The sequence below is a fragment of the Streptomyces sp. NBC_01298 genome (assembly GCF_035978755.1).
In the GTDB taxonomy this organism is placed as follows: Bacteria; Actinomycetota; Actinomycetes; order Streptomycetales; family Streptomycetaceae; genus Streptomyces.
Genome location: NZ_CP108414.1, coordinates 8096673 through 8112490, shown reverse-complemented (window position 1 = coordinate 8112490; position 15818 = coordinate 8096673). Strand labels below are relative to the sequence as shown.

The 15818-nt window shown below is 72.8% G+C and carries 13 protein-coding genes; 7 read left to right on the top strand and 6 right to left on the bottom strand.

The genetic code is table 11. From position 1 onward, the window contains the following. Positions 1–46 precede the first annotated feature (46 nt). Complete coding sequence (locus OG730_RS37065) at positions 47–589, top strand: DUF3224 domain-containing protein (RefSeq protein ID WP_327308373.1); 543 nt, start codon at positions 47–49, stop codon at positions 587–589. On the opposite strand, the gene OG730_RS37060 is transcribed toward OG730_RS37065, so the two are convergent. Next, positions 577–2574 carry a heavy metal translocating P-type ATPase gene (locus OG730_RS37060; protein WP_327308372.1) on the bottom strand — a complete coding sequence of 666 codons (1998 nt, stop codon included), beginning with the start codon at positions 2572–2574 and terminating at the stop codon, positions 577–579. The two genes, OG730_RS37065 and OG730_RS37060, sit on opposite strands and share 13 nt — an antisense overlap. A 73-nt stretch (positions 2575–2647) precedes the next feature. Here OG730_RS37060 and OG730_RS37055 point away from each other — a divergent pair, with 73 nt between their 5' ends. After that, entirely contained in the window at positions 2648–2956 is a 309-nt protein-coding gene (locus OG730_RS37055; protein ID WP_327308371.1) for an ArsR/SmtB family transcription factor, read from the top strand. Positions 2957–3007: 51 nt separating this feature from the next. On the opposite strand, the gene OG730_RS37050 is transcribed toward OG730_RS37055, so the two are convergent. Next, entirely contained in the window at positions 3008–5737 is a 2730-nt protein-coding gene (locus tag OG730_RS37050) for a DNRLRE domain-containing protein (protein ID WP_327308370.1), read from the bottom strand. Positions 5738–6097: 360 nt separating this feature from the next. Between OG730_RS37050 and OG730_RS37045 the strand changes: the two genes are divergently transcribed. The 3 genes from OG730_RS37045 (at position 6098) to OG730_RS37035 (ending at position 7619) form a co-directional block, all read left to right on the top strand. After that, the gene (locus OG730_RS37045; RefSeq protein ID WP_327308369.1) at positions 6098–6400 is read left to right on the top strand and encodes a hypothetical protein; all 303 of its coding nucleotides are present in this window, start codon (positions 6098–6100) and stop codon (positions 6398–6400) included. 131 nt (positions 6401–6531) lie between these two features. Beyond that, positions 6532–6990, top strand: a complete 459-nt coding sequence (locus OG730_RS37040) for a Crp/Fnr family transcriptional regulator (RefSeq protein WP_327308368.1) — start codon at positions 6532–6534, stop codon at positions 6988–6990. A 185-nt stretch (positions 6991–7175) separates the two neighbouring features. Continuing rightward, positions 7176–7619, top strand: a complete 444-nt coding sequence (locus OG730_RS37035; protein ID WP_327308367.1) for a subtilase-type protease inhibitor — start codon at positions 7176–7178, stop codon at positions 7617–7619. A gap of 37 nt (positions 7620–7656) precedes the next feature. On the opposite strand, the gene OG730_RS37030 is transcribed toward OG730_RS37035, so the two are convergent. Further along, on the bottom strand, positions 7657–8535 hold the full coding sequence (locus OG730_RS37030; protein WP_327308366.1) for a GNAT family N-acetyltransferase: 879 nt from the start codon (positions 8533–8535) through the stop codon (positions 7657–7659). A gap of 52 nt (positions 8536–8587) precedes the next feature. Next, positions 8588–9466 carry an ATP-grasp domain-containing protein gene (locus OG730_RS37025; RefSeq protein WP_327308365.1) on the bottom strand — a complete coding sequence of 293 codons (879 nt, stop codon included), beginning with the start codon at positions 9464–9466 and terminating at the stop codon, positions 8588–8590. 138 nt (positions 9467–9604) lie between these two features. Here OG730_RS37025 and OG730_RS37020 point away from each other — a divergent pair, with 138 nt between their 5' ends. Both OG730_RS37020 and OG730_RS37015 read left to right on the top strand, forming a co-directional pair. Beyond that, a complete protein-coding gene (locus OG730_RS37020) occupies positions 9605–10468 on the top strand; it encodes an AAC(3) family N-acetyltransferase (RefSeq protein ID WP_327308364.1) in 864 nt (287 codons plus the stop codon). 46 nt (positions 10469–10514) lie between these two features. Beyond that, positions 10515–11255, top strand: coding sequence for an SIR2 family NAD-dependent protein deacylase (locus tag OG730_RS37015; RefSeq protein ID WP_327308363.1), 741 nt, complete (start codon positions 10515–10517; stop codon positions 11253–11255). 229 nt (positions 11256–11484) lie between these two features. On the opposite strand, the gene OG730_RS37010 is transcribed toward OG730_RS37015, so the two are convergent. Next, positions 11485–11967 (bottom strand): VOC family protein, encoded by a 483-nt coding sequence (locus OG730_RS37010; RefSeq protein ID WP_327308362.1) that lies wholly within the window; start codon positions 11965–11967, stop codon positions 11485–11487. A gap of 124 nt (positions 11968–12091) precedes the next feature. Next, positions 12092–15682 carry a bifunctional glycosyltransferase/CDP-glycerol:glycerophosphate glycerophosphotransferase gene (locus tag OG730_RS37005; RefSeq protein WP_327308361.1) on the bottom strand — a complete coding sequence of 1197 codons (3591 nt, stop codon included), beginning with the start codon at positions 15680–15682 and terminating at the stop codon, positions 12092–12094. Positions 15683–15818: the final 136 nt, after the last annotated feature.

Genomic DNA, 15818 nt, shown 5'->3' with positions numbered 1-15818 from the left:
ATCCGCACCACGTCCGCACCCACAGGACCCGGACCAGGAGACCCCCGTGCCCCAGACCGCTCAGCCCACCGCGCCCGCTCAGACGACCGCGCCCACCCCGACCACCGCGCCCACCCAGACCACCACGCCCACCCCGACCACCGCATCCGCCACCAACAGCTTCACCTTCAAGGACTGGGAGGAACACCCGGTCGGCCCGGAAGGCGTCTTCCCCCGCCTGGCCCGCGCCACGGTCACCAACGCCTTCACCGGCGCCCTCACCGCCCCGGGGACGACCTGCGCCTACACCATCGCCTACACGGGAGACAGCCACGGCGCCTACACCGGCATGGAGCTGGTCACCGGTACCGTCGACGGCCGCGAAGGCGCCTTCGTTCTCGAGGAACGCGGCACCTTCGACGCCACGGGCACCCACTGCGACTTCACCGTGGTCCCCGGATCGGGCACCGGCGGCCTGACCGGTCTCGGCGGCTCGGGCTCGTTCGTCCACCGCTACGGCGACACCTCGGTCGAGTACTCATTCGACTACGCGTTCACGGCAGCACCAGCGGCGACGGCAGCGGCCGCGCCCGCGGATCAGTCGGCGTAGCGCAGCAGGCGCAGCGCGTTGGCGACGACCACGAGGGTGGAGCCCTCGTGGACCAGGACCGCCGGGCCGATGCCGAGGCCGAGCGCGGTGGCCGGGACGAGCACCGCCACGATGCCGAGGCTCAGCCAGAGGTTCTGGCGGATGATGCGGCTCGCGCGGCGGCTGAGGCCGGTGATGAAGGGGAGCCGGCGCAGGTCGTCGGACATCAGGGCGATGTCCGCCGTCTCCAGTGCCACGGCCGAGCCGGCCGCGCCCATCGCCACGCCGACGGTGGCTCCGGCCATGGCCGGGGCGTCGTTCACGCCGTCGCCGATCATCGCCGTACGGGCCGTGCGGCGCAGCCGGGTCACCTCGGCGACCTTGTCCTCGGGGAGCAGGCCGCCCCGGACCTCGTCCATGCCGATCGCGCGGCCCACCGCGTCGGCCACCCGCTGGTCGTCGCCGGACAGCATCACGGTCCGCCGCACCCCGAGCCCGCGCAGGGCGGCCACCGTCGCGGCGGCCTCGGGGCGCGGGGCGTCCATCAGGCCGAGCGTGCCGAGCCAGCGGTCGCCCCGGCGGACCAGCATCGTGGTGCGGCCGGTCCGGGCGAGTTCCTCCGTACGGTCGCGGAGCCGGGCCGGTACGGGCGGGCCCGCGAGGGTGTCGGCGTAGGCGAGGCTGCCGATGTGTACGGCCTCGCCGTCGAGCTCGGCGACGATGCCGAGGCCGACGAGGGCGCGCAGGTTCGCGGCCTCGGAGGGCGCGGCCCCGGAGGCCGCCGCCCCCTGGAGGAGTCCGGCGCCGTCCCGGACCACGGCCTGCGCGAGCGGGTGGTCGCTGAGGCGCTGCGCGGCGACGGCGGTGCGCAGCAGCTCCTCGCGCCCGGCGGTGTGGACGGGCTCGATCTCGGTGAGGCGGGGCCGGCCCTCGGTGAGGGTGCCGGTCTTGTCGAAGGCGATGGTCCGCAGCCGGCCGAACTCCTCCAGCGGCGCCCCTCCCTTGACCAGGACTCCCCCGCGCGCCGCCCGGCCCACCGCGCTGAGCACGGCGGCCGGGGTGGCGATGGCCAGGGCGCAGGGGCTGGCGGCGACGAGGACCGCCATGGCGCGGTAGAAGGTGTCGGCGAAGGGCTCGCCGGTGAGCGCGCCGGCGGCGAGCAGTACGGCGACGAGTACGAGGACGCCCGGTACGAAGAACTTCGTGAACCGCTCGGTGAACCGCTGGGTCGGCGAGGTGCGCTCCTCGGCGTCCTGAACCAGCTTGACGACCCTGGCCAGGGTGTTTTCCCCGGCGAGACGGGTGACGGCGATGTCGAGGGCGCCGGAGCCGTTGACCGTGCCGGCGTAGACGCGGCTGTCCGGGCCGATGACGCCCGGGTCGGCGAGGGCCGCGGTCCGGTCGGCGACGGGGACCTTGTCCACGGGCACGCTCTCGCCCGTGATGGGCGACTGGTCGACGCTGCCGGCGCCCGCGGCGACGAATCCGTCGGCTGGGACACGGGTGTGGGGGCGGACGACGACGGTGTCACCGACGGCCAGCTCCTCGACCGGGACCTCCACCGGCGCGCCCGGTCCCCGGCGGACCAGGGCGGTACGCGGGGCCAGCGCGCCGAGCGCTTCGATGGAGCGGCGGGCCCGGCCCATGGCGTAGCCCTCCAGGGCGTGGCCGAGGCTGAACAGGACGAGCAGGACGGCCCCCTCCTCCCAGCGCCCGATCGCGGCGGCGCCGGCCGCGGCGACGAGCATGAGGAAGTCGACCTGGAAGCGGCCGCCGCGTACGGAGAGCAGGGCCTCGCGGAGGGTGAAGAACCCGCCGAAGGCGTACGCCGCGATGAAGAGGGCCTGCGGGACGTGGCCTCCGTAGCCGGTGAGCCGGAGGGTGAGGCCCGTGAGGTAGACGGCGAGGGCGAGCAGTGCGCTGACCAGCTCCGCTCGCTCTCCGAGGAATCCGTGGCGGTGGGTGGTCGCGGCACCGCGCGTGGTCACGTTCTCGGCTTCAGTCATGACATCAACATATCAACATGTCGAAATATATAAATCTGGAGAGATCCTGATGCATTGATCTAGGGTGACGGGCATGGAACCGGAACCGCTCACCGAACCGGACGCCGCCGCCGTCGCCGAGGTCCTACAGGGCCTGGCCTCCCCGGCCCGGATCCGCATCCTCGCGCGCCTGCTGCACGCCCCCTGCTCGGTCGGCGAGCTGGCCGAGGCACTCGACCTCGGCCAGCCCACCGTCTCGAACCATCTGCGGCTCCTGCGCCACCTCGACCTGGTGACCGGCCGGCGCGACGGACGCAGCGTGATCTACGAACTCCACGACGAGCACGTCGTCGCCCTGCTCCGCCAGATCCTGGCGCACGTCCACCACGGCGGACGCCCGTAGGAACCGGGCACAGGAACCGGGCGCAGAAACCGGGCGCAGGAACCGCTCCGGCTACGGCGCGCCGAAGGTGAGCGTGAGCTTCGGCGAGCCCTCGTTGGCCGCGGCCTCCGAGGACCACAGCCACAGCGCGTCCGTACCGGCGCTGCTCAGCGCCAGGCTGTACGCGCCGCCGAGCCCTCCGGCGACCGCGGCCTCGTCGAGGCCGGTCGTCTGGACGGCCGACCCCTCCGCGACGCCCGCGAAGCCGCCGAGCGCCGGGCTGCCGAGCGCCGGGCGGTTGGCGTACGTGGTCCCGGCCTCCGTCCAGGAGCCGGTGACCGGGAGCACGGAGACCGTGTCCGTCGTACCGGCGCCGCTCATCGTGCTGGTCTTCACGCTCAGCGTGGCCGACTTGAGCACCGTGCCGGCGGGCGCGGCCGGCAGGTTGAACCGCAGGTAGCTCGCGTAGAACGAGCTTCCGCGGACCGCGAGCGAGCCGGACGTCCCGTAGTTGGTGCCCGGGGCGCCCGCGTTGGCGTAGGTGTCCTCGGCGGCCTGGACCTCGACGACCGAGTCGGCCGGGGCGGTGGCCAGGGCGTGGTGGTTCTGGACCTGGGCCGCGCTCAGGACCGTCGGGTAGACGGCGGTCTCGTCCAGCTTGCCCGCCCAGTACTCGCTGACCGGACGGTCCGGCCAGCCGCCGAGGCTGTCGCCGCCGGCGTGCCAGTAGCCGGCGAAGTTCTCGTGCGCGGTGAAGCCCAGCGTGCCCTTCTGGACTCCGTCCACGTACAGGGTCATGCCGCCCAGGCCCTGGGTCGCGACGACGTGGTGCCACTGGTTGTCGTTGTACGCGGCGGCGGTCGTGACGGTGTGGGTCCCGCCGCTGTAGACGCCGTAGACGAGCCGGCCGTCATTGGTCATGTAGATGTGCTTGTCGTACTGACTGCTGCCGCGGGACTGGTTGTTGCCGAACCCGACGAGCTTGCCGCCGGTGGTGGTGTTCGTCTTGAACCAGGTCTCGATGCTGTAGGTGGAGCCGACGTTCTGCCGCCGGTCCCCGTACACCTGGGTGTCCGTACCGTTGAAGCCGATGGCCGTGCTCGCGCCCGAGACCGCACCGGGCGTCTGGCGCAGGGCGGGGGCGTTCAGGTGCACACCGCTCTGGTTGCCGTCCGAGGAGTCCGCCACGAAGGGCAGGGCCGACTCGTCGTAGCGCCAGAACAGCTGGGCGCCGTCCGCGCGGACCGCGCTGGGGTACGCGTCGGCCGAGTTCGGGACCGTCACGCTCGCCGTCGCCGACAGGGCGCTGGCGTTGCCGGCCGCGTCGGTGGCGGTCACCCGGTAGCTGTAGGACTGCCCCGCCGTGACGGTGGTGTCGGTCCAGGAGGCCTGCGGGCGGCGGAAGAACAGCGAGTCCGCCGCGACCGTGGCGATCGGCGTGGCCGAACCGCCCCGGTAGACCTTGTACGTGAGCGCGCTGTCGTCCAGGTCGAGGCTGGTGCGCCAGCGCACCTGGACCTCACCGGGCTTGAAGCTGACGGCGCTGGCCACCGGGACGCTGGGCGCGCCCGTGTCCCCGGTGGAGGCGAAGCGCGTCAGGCTCTGCTGCGCCGCGCCGTTGACGGTGGTGAACTCGCCGCCGACCCAGAGGTACTGGACGCCGCTCTTGGCGCCGACCGCCATCACGCGCGGGCCGATGCCCTCGCCGATGCCGTCGTTGGTGTCGGGGGCCCAGCCCAGCTTGCCGGTCGCGGCGGTCGGCTGCGCGAGCAGGTGGTGGCGCTGGCCGTCCGGGAACTCGCCGACGCTGGAGCAGTCGTGCGCGTGCGAGGCGCTGTAGAGCACGTCCTGGTACGGGAGCACGGCCTGGGTCGCCCCGAGGCAGGTGTCGCGCCAGCGCTGGCCGAAGTCGTTCAGGTTCAGGGCGATCCGGCCGTCGAAGACGCCTCCGCCCGTCCCCTCGTTGCCGGTGTAGAAACCGGTCCCGTCGGTGGCGATGTCCTTGACCACCGAGTTGGTCTCGATGAAGCCCGGGTAGGCCTTGGTGACGGCTCCGCTCGTCGCGTCGACGACGGCGAGGGCGTGGCTGTTCGTACCGCCCACGGTGAAGAAGTCACCGCCCAGGAGCACGTGTTCGCCGTCCGGGGTGAGCTCGACGGCCCGGCCCGGCTCGTCGGCGTTCGCGGTGAAGGGCTTCAGCGTGCCGTCGGCCGCGTCGACGGCGGCGAACCGCTCGCGGGGCTGGCCAGCGACGGTGAGGAAGTCGCCGCCCGCGTACACGGTGTCGCCGCTGACGGCGAGGGCCCGGACGGTGGCCGCGAAGGCGGGCCGGAAGCCGGTCTTCACGGTGCAGGTCGCCACGTCGACGGCGGCGATGCTGGAGACCGCGGTCCCGTTGACCGCGCCGAAGTAGCCGCCGGCGTACAGGGTCGTCTTGTCCGGCGAGAGGACCAGCGCGCGGACCGTGGCGGTGCCGGAGCCGACGGTGAACGACAGCTTGCAGGAGGTCGGGGCGCCCGTCGCGGCGTCGAGCGTCGCGAAGTTCACCGCCTCCTGCTCGGTTCCGGCGGCGCCTTCCGGCGGACGCACCGCGGAGAAGGTGCCGCCGACGAAGACCTGGTCGCCGGCCTCGGCGAGGGCCCAGACGACACCGTTGGCCTGCCAGGTGGGCAGTTCGTCGGCGGTGAAGGCCACCGGCGGGGTGACGGCCGCGGCCTCTTCGGTGAAGCCGAGGCCCGTGACCGTGCAAGTGCCGGCCAGGGCCAGGGTGAGAGCGGTTGCCAGCCCTCTGGATCTACGCATGAACCCCCCAGTTCGGTGAATGAATGACGCGTGATGAAAAGCGGAATGGCCGGAAACCATCGTACGGACGTCCACGCCCGTGGCCACGGGCACCCTAGGGGGAATCCCGCTCGCGTTCACCGCACTTGACGCATCGGATGCCGAATCGCGCCGATCACGCGCCCAGGGCCCGGATCCGCCCGTCCGGAACCCGGGACGCCGGGGCCCGTTCTCCCGATTGCCGCCCCGCCCGGGCCTGCGCCCCTCTACGGTGCCCTGGGGGACGGCACAGGCTCGGGCAGGAGCGCACGCCCGGGGACGTACGCGGGCGCGGGCGCGGAACCGGGCGCGGAACCGGAGGGGCGGAGCGGGATGAGCGGGATGAACGACGAAGAAGACACGCGACTGGCGAGGATGACCCCCGAGATCTCCCGCCGCACCCTGACCCTGCTCCGCGGCCTGGCCGGGCTCGAACCACCGGAACAGGTGCCCGAAAGGGCGATGGACGCCGCCGACGAGATCCTCGCCGAGCACGGCACCGACGGGCTCCGCGTGCTGGTCATGACCCTGGCGGCCTGGGCGACGGCACAGATCGGACACGTCTGCGAGCTGAGCGGGCGCACCCACGAGGCCGTCCTCGACGCCATGGAGCTGGCCTGCCTGGAGGCGGGCGCCGAGGAGTAGCCGGGGCCGCCGTTCCGGCCCCCGGGGTTTACCTCGCCGAAAATCGGACAATTCCCCGGAGACGGACGCCCCGGATTCGGTCCGCCGTCGGCGACACTGGGGTGAGCGGGGGGTCCCGATCGGAGGCCGTCGTGAGCACACCTTCCCCCATCCGGATCGCTGCCGTCCTGTCGACCGAGCATCGCGGGCGGCTGATGTCCCATGCCCGCGACGTCAATTTCGCCGAGGGCGCGCGGATCTTCGACGAGGGCACCCGGGCGGATTCCTTCTGGATCGTGCGCTCCGGCACCGTGACCCTGGAGATCCCGGTACCGGGCCGCCGGCCCACCCCGATCGAGAGCCTGGGCCCCGGAGAACTGGTCGGGTGGTCGTGGCTCTTCCCGCCGTACGTGTGGCAGCTGGGCGCCGAGGCCATGACGCCGGTGCGCGCGTACGAGTTCGACGCCACCACCGTACGGATGCTCATGGACGCCGACCCGGCCTTCGGGTCCGCCCTCGGCCACTGGGTCGGGCGGGTCCTCGCCCTGCGGCTGCACCAGACCCGGACCCGCCTCATGGACCTGTACGCCCCCCGCCTCGCCGCGAGCTGATCCGGTCGGGTTCGGGCCGAATCCGCGGGGCGCTCCCCCACAGGTCAGCCACTCGGGGCCACTGCGGTCTGCGGTCATGCGTGCGCGGTGCGTGACGAGAAGTAGAGGTGCGAACGGGCGTTCCGGTTCCGCATGGGCAAGACTCGCGTCCGTTATCCGACGCAACGACGCGAGGAGTGTTCGACATGCGATCCGTCACCAGGACCCTGGGACTGTCGTCCGCCGCCATGGGGCTCACCGCCCTCACCGCCCTGACGGGCTCCGGCATCGCCGGAGCCGCCCCCACCGGCGGCGAAAGCCTGTACGCCCCGTCCGCGCTCGTCCTGAGCGTCACCGACGGCGACGACGCGGCGAGCGGTACGGTGCTGCGCGCGGTCACCCTGGTCTGCGCGCCCCGGCCCGGCGGAACCCATCCGGCCCCGGACGCGGCGTGCGCCGAGTTACGGGCCAACGCACCCGAACTGGACGCGCTGGCCGAGCCGCGCCCCGACGCGGCGTGTACCCGGGAGTGGAGCCCGGTGACCGTCACCGCCGACGGCGTGTGGCAGGGCCGCCGGATGACCTACTCCTACACCTACGCGAACCCGTGCGCCCTGTGGAACAGCACCGGCACGCTCTTCGCCTTCTGAGCTCGGGCCGGCTCCCGGGACCGGCCCCGCTTCGGGATCAGCCCAGTTCCAGACTCGTGACCCCGTACAGGCCGGTCAGGTCGAGGTCCGGCTCCGGGCCCGTGTACATCCGGGCGGTTTCGAACGTCGGGGTCAGGCCCAGTCCGCCCAGCAGGGCGGCGGCTCGCGGATGGGCGTCCGGCACGTCCACGGCCACCGTGCCGTCGGGCGTCCGCTCCGCGAGCCGGAGCAGCAGGGCGGCGGCGACGGCCGGGCCGGACGCGTAGAGCGGGCCGATCCGGGAGGCGCCGCTGCCCGGCCGGACGACGCCGAGTCCCTCGATCCGGCCGTCCCGGACGGCGGCGAGGGCGGTGCGGCCGGGCAGTCCGACCCAGGCCGCGAGGAAGGCGTCGCGCGGCGCGGGGAAGAACATCCGGTCGTACGCGGCGAGTTGCCCGAAGGGCAGGGTGGCGGCGTCCACGATCCGCACCCCGGGCGCGGCCTCCTCGCTTCCCGCCCCGGGCTGCCCGGCCGCCTGCGGAACTCCCTCGTGGCGGACGTTGTTCCAGGCCGGGCGGAAGCCGGACTTGCGGTAGTTGTCCTGCTGCTCCACCACCCCGTCCAGCCCGACGAGCCGTCCGTCGAGCCGCTCCATTCCGGCCTTCCACAGCCGGATCCCGTACCCCTGGCCGCGGACCTCGGGACGGGCGATGTAGAAGCCGATGAAGCCGAATCCGGCCCCGTACCGGATGGCCGAGATACAGGCGACGGGCTTCCCGCGGAGCCGCCCGACGAGGAATCCGCCCGGATCGGCGACGGCGAAGGCGAACCGGTCGGAGTCCCCGGGATTCCAGCCCTCCTCGTCGGCCCAGTCCCGGATGAGCGCCAGGTCGGCGACGCTCGCGCCGTTGATCTCGAATCCAGCGAGTCCCGTCATGCCCGATGTTGTACCAGATCCGCCCGCGCCCCGGCCCGCGTCCCGCCCGGGCTCAACCGCCCGTCAGGAGACGGGCGAACGCCGTGCGATCGGCCTCCCGGTGCAGATCGCTCACCTGCCCGTCGCCCACCTCCACGACCCGCCACGCGCCGTCCGCGCGCAGCGCGAGGTCCGTGGTGACGAAGGCGCAGCCGAGCTCCGCGACGGCGGGCCGCACCGGCGTCAGGTCCGGCGCCGGGGCGACGGCGTACGGGCTGTCGGGGTGGGCGGTCACCAGCCGGGGCTCGCCATCGCGCCACCAGACCCGTACCTCGCCGGCCTCGCCCTCGGCCGCCGTGAACTCTTCGAAGGCGCGCAGCACCACCCCGCCGGCCAGGTCCTCGCCCTGGAGTTCCACGAACCGGTTCACCACACGGTGGACGGCGGTCCGGTCCGTGAGGTCGGGGAGGTGGCAGGCCTCGGCCCACTCGTGTTTGCGGGACTTGACGTAGTCCTTGACGATGCCGGCGCGCGAGGGGAGGGCCGCGGCGGCGTCCGCGAGCCGGTCCGGTTCCGGGGTCTTCCCCGGGGATGTCGCCAGCCAGCGGCTGGGCGGGGTGAGTCCGGCGAACGCCTCGTACCAGCCGGGGAGTTCGTGGGCGCGCCGGTACGCCTCCGGGGTGACGCGCAGTGCGGCGCCGCGCTCGCGCAGGGCCGCGTCGAGGTCGGCGTACCGGCCGGCCGGAATCATCCAGCCCCGGTACCAGAGCGCCCCCGCCCCGGCGGGGACCCCGGCCACGGCCCGGCCGGCGTCCCCGGCGAGCAGGGCGTCGTGATCGATGAGCCCGATGCCGCCCCCGGCGTCGCGCACGGCGCGGGCCTCCTCGGCGAAGTGGGCATCGGCGCGGCGCCCGTTCAGCGGATCGGAGCAGTACAGGACGGTGGTCGGCATGCGGCCACCCTACGGATTCCGGTGCGGAGGCGGGGGCCGGATGACCCGGGCGCCCGCCGGGATGGTCTGATTTCCGTGGCCCCGGCAACCGTCGGCGGTACGGGCCACGGGAATCGGAGCCGGCGGGAGAACGGGAGGGTGCACGTGCTCGGGATGGGCGAGCTGGTCACGGGCTGGCGGACGGCCGGCGTCGGCGAGGGCATGGCGCTCATGGTGCACGCCTCGCTGTCCGCGCTCGGGCGGGTGGACGGCGGGGCGGGGACGGTGGTGGCGAGCCTGCGCGAGGCGGTGGGGTCGGCGGGGACGGTGGCCGTCCCGGCCTTCACCTGGGAGGTGGCCGATCCGGACCCGGAGCACGTGGGCGTGCCCGACGCCGCGGTCGCGGCGCGGCGGGCGGCGGTGCCGCTGTTCCGGCCGGATCTGCCGGTCACCCGCGCCCTCGGCGCCGTACCGGAGGCCTTGCGGTCCCTGCCCGAGAGCGTGCGCAGCGGGCATCCGCAGGCTTCGGTGGCGGCGGTGGGCGCCCGGGCCGCGGAGGTGACGGCCGGGCAGTCCCTGGGCTTCGCCCTGGGCCGCACCTCGCCGTTCGGCCGGCTGCACGACCTGGGCGCGCACATCCTGCTGATCGGCGTGGGCCACAACCGCAACTCGTTCCTGCACTACGTCGAGTCCCTGGTGCCCCGGCCCCGGCTGCGGCTGCGGCGGTTCCCGATGGAGGTGGCCGGAGAGCGGGTCTGGGTCGAAACCCCGGACGTGGGCAACGACAACGACACCCACTTCCCGGTCCTCGGCGCCGATTTCGAACGCCATGCGGGCATCGCGGAGTCCACGGTGGGCGGCGCGGTCTGCCGCCTCCTTCCGGTGGCCGCCCTCGTGGACTTCGCGGTCCCGCGCCTCCAGGAGCTCCTGGACGCGGGCGCGGACACGGATACGGGCGCGGATACGGATACGGGCGCGGACACGGACACGGACACGGACGTGCGGTCGCCCGCGTCGGGCTGAGCGAAACCCTGTGGAGAAGCGCACGCCCGCTCCCTAGGCTCGGCGCATGGGAAAGCCGCTCGTCGCAGTGTTCAGTGGGGCCGGGATGTCCACCGATTCGGGAATTCCCGACTACCGGGGGCCGCGGGGTTTGTGGCGGCGGGAGCCCGACGCCGAGAAGCTCGTGACCTACGCGCCCTACATGGCCGATCCGGAGATCCGGCGCCGGTCCTGGCTGATGCGCGCCGAGATCGGCGCCCTGGGGGCGCGGCCGAACGCCGCGCACCTCGCCGTCGCCGATCTGGAGCGTGCAGGGATCCCGCTGCGGGTGATCACCCAGAACGTGGACGGGCTGCACCAGCTCGCCGGGACCACCGCGCGGAAGGTGTTCGAGCTGCACGGCACGGCGCGGGCAGTGGTGTGCACGGCCTGTCGTGCCCGTACCGGGATGGACGAGGCGCTGGCCCGGGTCGCCGCCGGGGAACCGGATCCGGCCTGCCTGGCGTGCGGCGGGATCCTGAAGGCGGCGACCGTGATGTTCGGGGAGCGGCTGGACCCCGAGGTGCTGGCGCGGGCGGTCGCGGTCGCCAAGGGGTGCCAGGTCTTCGTGGCCGTGGGCTCGACGCTCCAGGTGCAGCCCGCGGCCTCGCTGGCCGGGATGGCCGCGGAGGCCGGGGCCCGCCTGATCATCGTGAACGCGCAGGAGACCCCGTACGACTCCCTCGCCGACGAGGTGATCCGCGAACCCATCGGGACGGCGCTGCCCGCCCTGCTGGCACGGATCGCCTCGGAGGGCGCGCGCCTCTAGGCCGTCTCTTTCGGATCTTGCCGGGCCCGCGACGCCCGGCACCGCGCCTGGCCGCACTGCCGAGGCGACCACGTACACCCAGCACGCGAGCGCCCCGACAGCACGCCCAGGCACGGCACCAGACGCCACGGACTCGGCCGACAAGATCCCAAAGAGACGGCCTAGCCGCGTGGGCCCGGTGGCCGGCGCGGGCCCACCGGCCGGCGTCGGCCCCGCGCGCCGGCCCGGCTCAGCCCGCGTCCGCCGCCCGTCGCATCTCCGCCACGTCGAGCTTCTTCATCTTCATCATCGCGGCCGTCGCCCGGCCGGCCCGCCCCGGGTCGGGGTCGGAGATCAGGTCGATGGCACCGGCCGGGATGACCTGCCAGGACAGCCCGAACTTGTCCTTGACCCAGCCGCAGGCGGATTCCTGGCCGCCGTCGGCGGTCAGCGCCTCGTAGTAGTAGTCCGCCTCGGCGTCGTCGGCGCAGTTGATCTGGAAGGAGACGGCCTCGGTGAAGGGGAACTGCGGGCCGCCGTTGAGCCCGACGAACTTCTGGCCGTTGACCTCGAACTCCACGACCATGACCTCGCCCGCCACGCCGCCGCCGTGCTCGGGGAAAAGGCCCACGCGGCCGATCTTGCCGTCCTTGAAGACCGACAGGTAGTAGTCGGCGGCGGCCTCCGCCGCGCCGTCGAACCACAGACACGTGGTGAAGGGGTTGCTCGCCATGACTGCCTCCGGAGTGTGCGGGGGGCGGGGAATCCGGCCCGCAGATACAGACCGGTCCCGGCCCCGAAACTCATCGGTGGGGCCGGGACCGGTCCGTATCCAGTCTGGAGAACACTCCCGCGGGTTACCTCTCGAGCATGCGATCGACGATCCGGCGGGCCGCCTGGCCGTCGTCCAGGTCGCAGAACTCCTCGCGGAAGGCCGCACGCGCCCGCGCGTACCGCTCGCCCACCGCGTCCGCGTTCCGCACGGCCTCGATCAGGCTCGCCGAATCCCTGAGCAGCGGGCCCGGGGCCTTCTTCTCCAGGTCGAAGCTGAAGCCGCGGAGGGTGTCGCGGTAGTGCTCCAGGTCGTACGTGAAGAGCAGGATCGGCCGGTCGGTGTGCGCGAAGTCGAAGATCGCGGAGGAGTAGTCCGAGATCAGCACGTCGGCGACGAGCAGCAGGTCGGTCGTGTCGGGCCAGCGCGACACGTCGACGACGAACCCGTCGCGGGCACCTTCGCACACCTGCTCGGTGACCTTGTGGTGGCTGCGGATCAGCAGGACGTGGTCCTCGCCGAGCTCGCGCCGGGCCGCGTCGAGGTCGATCCGCTGGTCGAGCTTGTAGCCGGAGGTGAGCGTCCAGCCCTCGCGGTTCTCCCGCCACGTGGGCAGGTAGAGGACGACCTTCTTGCCCTCCGGCAGGCCGAGGCGCCGGCGGACCTCCGCGATCCGCGCCGCGTCGGGACGCACCAGGGCGTCCGTGCGCGGGCTGCCCGACTCGATGACCTCGCCGTCGTAGCCGAGCGCCCGCTTCAGGACCGGCGTGGCGTACGAGCCCGGGGAGGCGAGCAGCGACCACTGCGCGCTGTCGTGCTCCAGCGCCTCCAGCACCGCGGGGCTGGTGTAGTAGTCGTGGTTGAAGTCGTGGCCGATCTGCTTCAGCGGCGTTCCGTGCCAGGTCTGTACGACGGTCTGGCCGGGGCGGCGCCGGAAGGCGAGCGGCACGCTGTCGTTGACCACGTAGTACTTGGCCCGCGCGAGCAGTTCCCAGAATTCGAGGCCGTCGTACTGGACCGCGCGCGCGGTCTCCGGGACCTCGACGCGGCCGTCGCGCACCAGCCAGACGTGGTCGAGCTTCTCTCCTCGCCGCAGGAGTTCCTCGTGGATGGCGCGGGGCGAGTCTCCGGCGCCGTGCCCCTGGAAGGCGTCGTAAAGCACGACGTCCTTGAGCGGGAGGGCCCGCTGCGCCGGGTACGTGACATCGCGCGCGACCCGCTGCGCGTAGCGCGAGCGGTCGTGCGGGCTGAGCATCGGGTCGGCGACCAGGACCAGCCGGTCGTAGAGGCGCGATTCGACGCGCATCCGGCGGCCCAGGGTCGTCACGGCGTGGGGTCCGGAGTACAGGGCGGTCGGGGCGAACTGCAGCGGGACGCCCCGGTCGACGCCGAGCAGGCTCGCCGTGGCCCCGCCCTGGGAGACGGGGCGCAGCGTGGGCCACCAGCGGCCCTGCGGCAGCGGGACGCGGCCGGCGTGGTTCTCGGGGAACACGGGCTCGAAGGAGGCTTCGAAGGTGTCCCCGTCACAGGTCACGGGGTAGCTGAACTCGGTGCCGGACGCGTTGTGCAGGACCAGCTCGTAGGGCTCGTCCAGGGGTGCGACGAACCGGCCCCGGAGCGTCAGGGTGCCGTTCCCGGTCTCGACGGTGTCGACCAGCGGCGGGGAGGGCTGGATCGAGAGGATGAGGTGTCCGGTGGTGCCGCGCTTGGCGAAGAGGACCCGTCCGGGCTCGTCACCGGGCAGCGGGACGACCAGTCCGGCGAATCCGGCACGCTCGTCCTGTGCCAGGCGGTGTTCCGCGCCGTCGGCGCCGATCACGGTCAGGTTCCACGGCTTCGGGGCCCACTGGCCGGGGGCGCCCGGGGAGGTGGGGACGGCAGCCAGATCGGCCAGCGGGAGCCGTACGGTGAAGGGGATCCGGCCGCCGTCGACGGCGGGAGCGGTGTCCATCGGGAGGTTGAGCACGGCCCGGCTGGAGACGTGCAGCGCGCGCAGGGAGGCCCCGGCGCCGACCTCGGCGGCGAGCTCGCCCGATACCTCGATGTCATCACCGTCCAGGCGGACGTCCAGGGCGCGGGCGCGGACGATCTCGACCTGGACGCTGAAGAGACCGCCGGTGCTCGGCACGATCCGCACGTCCGGGGCGACCCAGTGCACGGGCGGGTTCTGTCCGCTGTCGTGTTCGCCGTGCGAAAGCCGCTCGCGGTGCAGACCGCCGGCGCCGGTGGCGATGACGGACCCGGTCCACACGCCTTCGTTCCACTGGCCGTTCGTCTGGAAGGCGGTGGCGTCGATGGCGGCGCTGAATCCGGCCCAGTCGGCATGGCGCAGGGTGAGGTGCGGGGAGTTCGCCGTGGCCAGGGGGGAGGCGACGGTACGGGTGGTGACCACGGCCCGGCGGGGCTTGTTCTTGCCCTTGCCTTTGGCCTTGCGCTTGCCCTGCTCGCGGAAGACCAGCATCTTGCGCGAGCCGAGGCGGCTCTCGGCGCCGAGGTGTCCGGGCACGGCGTAGCCGCGCAGCAGCAGCTTGCCGTCGGCCCAGAGGACCTGCTCGACGCGGCTGATGACGTGTCGTTCGCTCGGGCCGACGGCGAGGACCTTCGCGGGAACCGGCGCCTTGAGGAAGGGGTAGTCGGCCTGGGGGCGGGCCAGCCCCTTGACCGGCAGGCTGTGGTGGAACGCGCGCTGGTGGCGTATGAGGGCCACGAACTCCTCGACCCGGCCCTGTTCCGCGAGGTAGGCCTTGAGCCGGTCCCCGACCGGCAGGTCGGACCAGGTTCCGGAGCCCATCTCCCGGATGAGGGCGCCGACTTCCTTGGCGAAGGCGGCACGGAAATCCGCGCCGCCTTCGGGAACGAACTTGTAGATGAGCTGGAGTTCCTCGGTCAGCAGGTTGCGGTCGTAGTCGCGCAGGTGGCGGGCGTGCGCGGCGTCCTGCTTGCGCTGGAGGGCCTCGCGGACCAGCCGGATGGAGGTGACCCGGTCGATGACCGAGACCGGGTCGGTGGTCCGCTGGGTGATGGAGCGCTCGCCCGCTTCGCGGACGCGCCAGTGGTAGACGCACTCGCCGATGACGTCGACGCTCTTGGCGAGGTAGTGCGCGGGGATGGAGACGGGGGCGTCCTCGTAGAGGATGCCTTCCGGGTACTGGAAGGCGTGCTCGTCCCAGAAGCTGCGCCGGTAGACCTTGTTCCACGCGGTGCGGTCGGTGACCAGCGCCGGGAACTTCGAGACGTGGGTCTTCAGCCGGGTCGAGGCGAAGGGGACCCTGTGTCCCCAGGCCTGCTGCATGCCGACGGAGCGGAAGCGCTTGACGTTGCCGGCCGCGAAGTCGGAGCCGGTCTTGTCGAGGGCGTCGATCATGCGCTGGTAGGCGTTCGGCGGCAGGGTGTCGTCACTGTCGACGAAGGCCAGGAACTCGCTGTCGGGGCTGATGTGCCGGGTGCCCGCGTTGCGGGCCGCGCCGAGTCCGGCGTTCTTCTGGAGGACCAGCCGGAAGCGGTCGTCCCGGTCCGCGAAGGCCTGAGCCAGTGCCGCGCTGCCGTCGGTGGAGCCGTCGTCGAGGAGCACGACTTCGAAGTCACCGAAGGTCTGTGCCGCGAGGGACTCCAGGCACTCGTCGAGGTAGAGCTCGACGTTGTAGACGGGCACGACGATGCTCAGGCGCGGAGGCATGGGGTGGGGGTTCTCCAGCTCAATAACACTTTGATGATCAGCCGATTACAGCATCCTACGCTGTAACGAGATGATAAGAATTCGGTCATCTCGGGCATAAGTGAGAAGCCGCGGGGCGGGCGGCCGTGAGTTCAGC

What these genes read in the sequence shown, in the direction of transcription:
- OG730_RS37050 (WP_327308370.1), bottom strand. Translation starts at nt 5,737, where the DNA reads ATGCGTAGATCCAGAGGGCTGGCAACCGCTCTCACCCTGGCCCTGGCC.
- OG730_RS37060 (WP_327308372.1), bottom strand. Translation starts at nt 2,574, where the DNA reads ATGACTGAAGCCGAGAACGTGACCACGCGCGGTGCCGCGACCACCCAC.
- OG730_RS37055 (WP_327308371.1), top strand. Translation starts at nt 2,648, where the DNA reads ATGGAACCGGAACCGCTCACCGAACCGGACGCCGCCGCCGTCGCCGAG.
- OG730_RS37025 (WP_327308365.1), bottom strand. Translation starts at nt 9,466, where the DNA reads ATGCCGACCACCGTCCTGTACTGCTCCGATCCGCTGAACGGGCGCCGC.
- OG730_RS37015 (WP_327308363.1), top strand. Translation starts at nt 10,515, where the DNA reads ATGGGAAAGCCGCTCGTCGCAGTGTTCAGTGGGGCCGGGATGTCCACC.
- OG730_RS37005 (WP_327308361.1), bottom strand. Translation starts at nt 15,682, where the DNA reads ATGCCTCCGCGCCTGAGCATCGTCGTGCCCGTCTACAACGTCGAGCTC.
- OG730_RS37030 (WP_327308366.1), bottom strand. Translation starts at nt 8,535, where the DNA reads ATGACGGGACTCGCTGGATTCGAGATCAACGGCGCGAGCGTCGCCGAC.
- OG730_RS37045 (WP_327308369.1), top strand. Translation starts at nt 6,098, where the DNA reads ATGAACGACGAAGAAGACACGCGACTGGCGAGGATGACCCCCGAGATC.
- OG730_RS37010 (WP_327308362.1), bottom strand. Translation starts at nt 11,967, where the DNA reads ATGGCGAGCAACCCCTTCACCACGTGTCTGTGGTTCGACGGCGCGGCG.
- OG730_RS37035 (WP_327308367.1), top strand. Translation starts at nt 7,176, where the DNA reads ATGCGATCCGTCACCAGGACCCTGGGACTGTCGTCCGCCGCCATGGGG.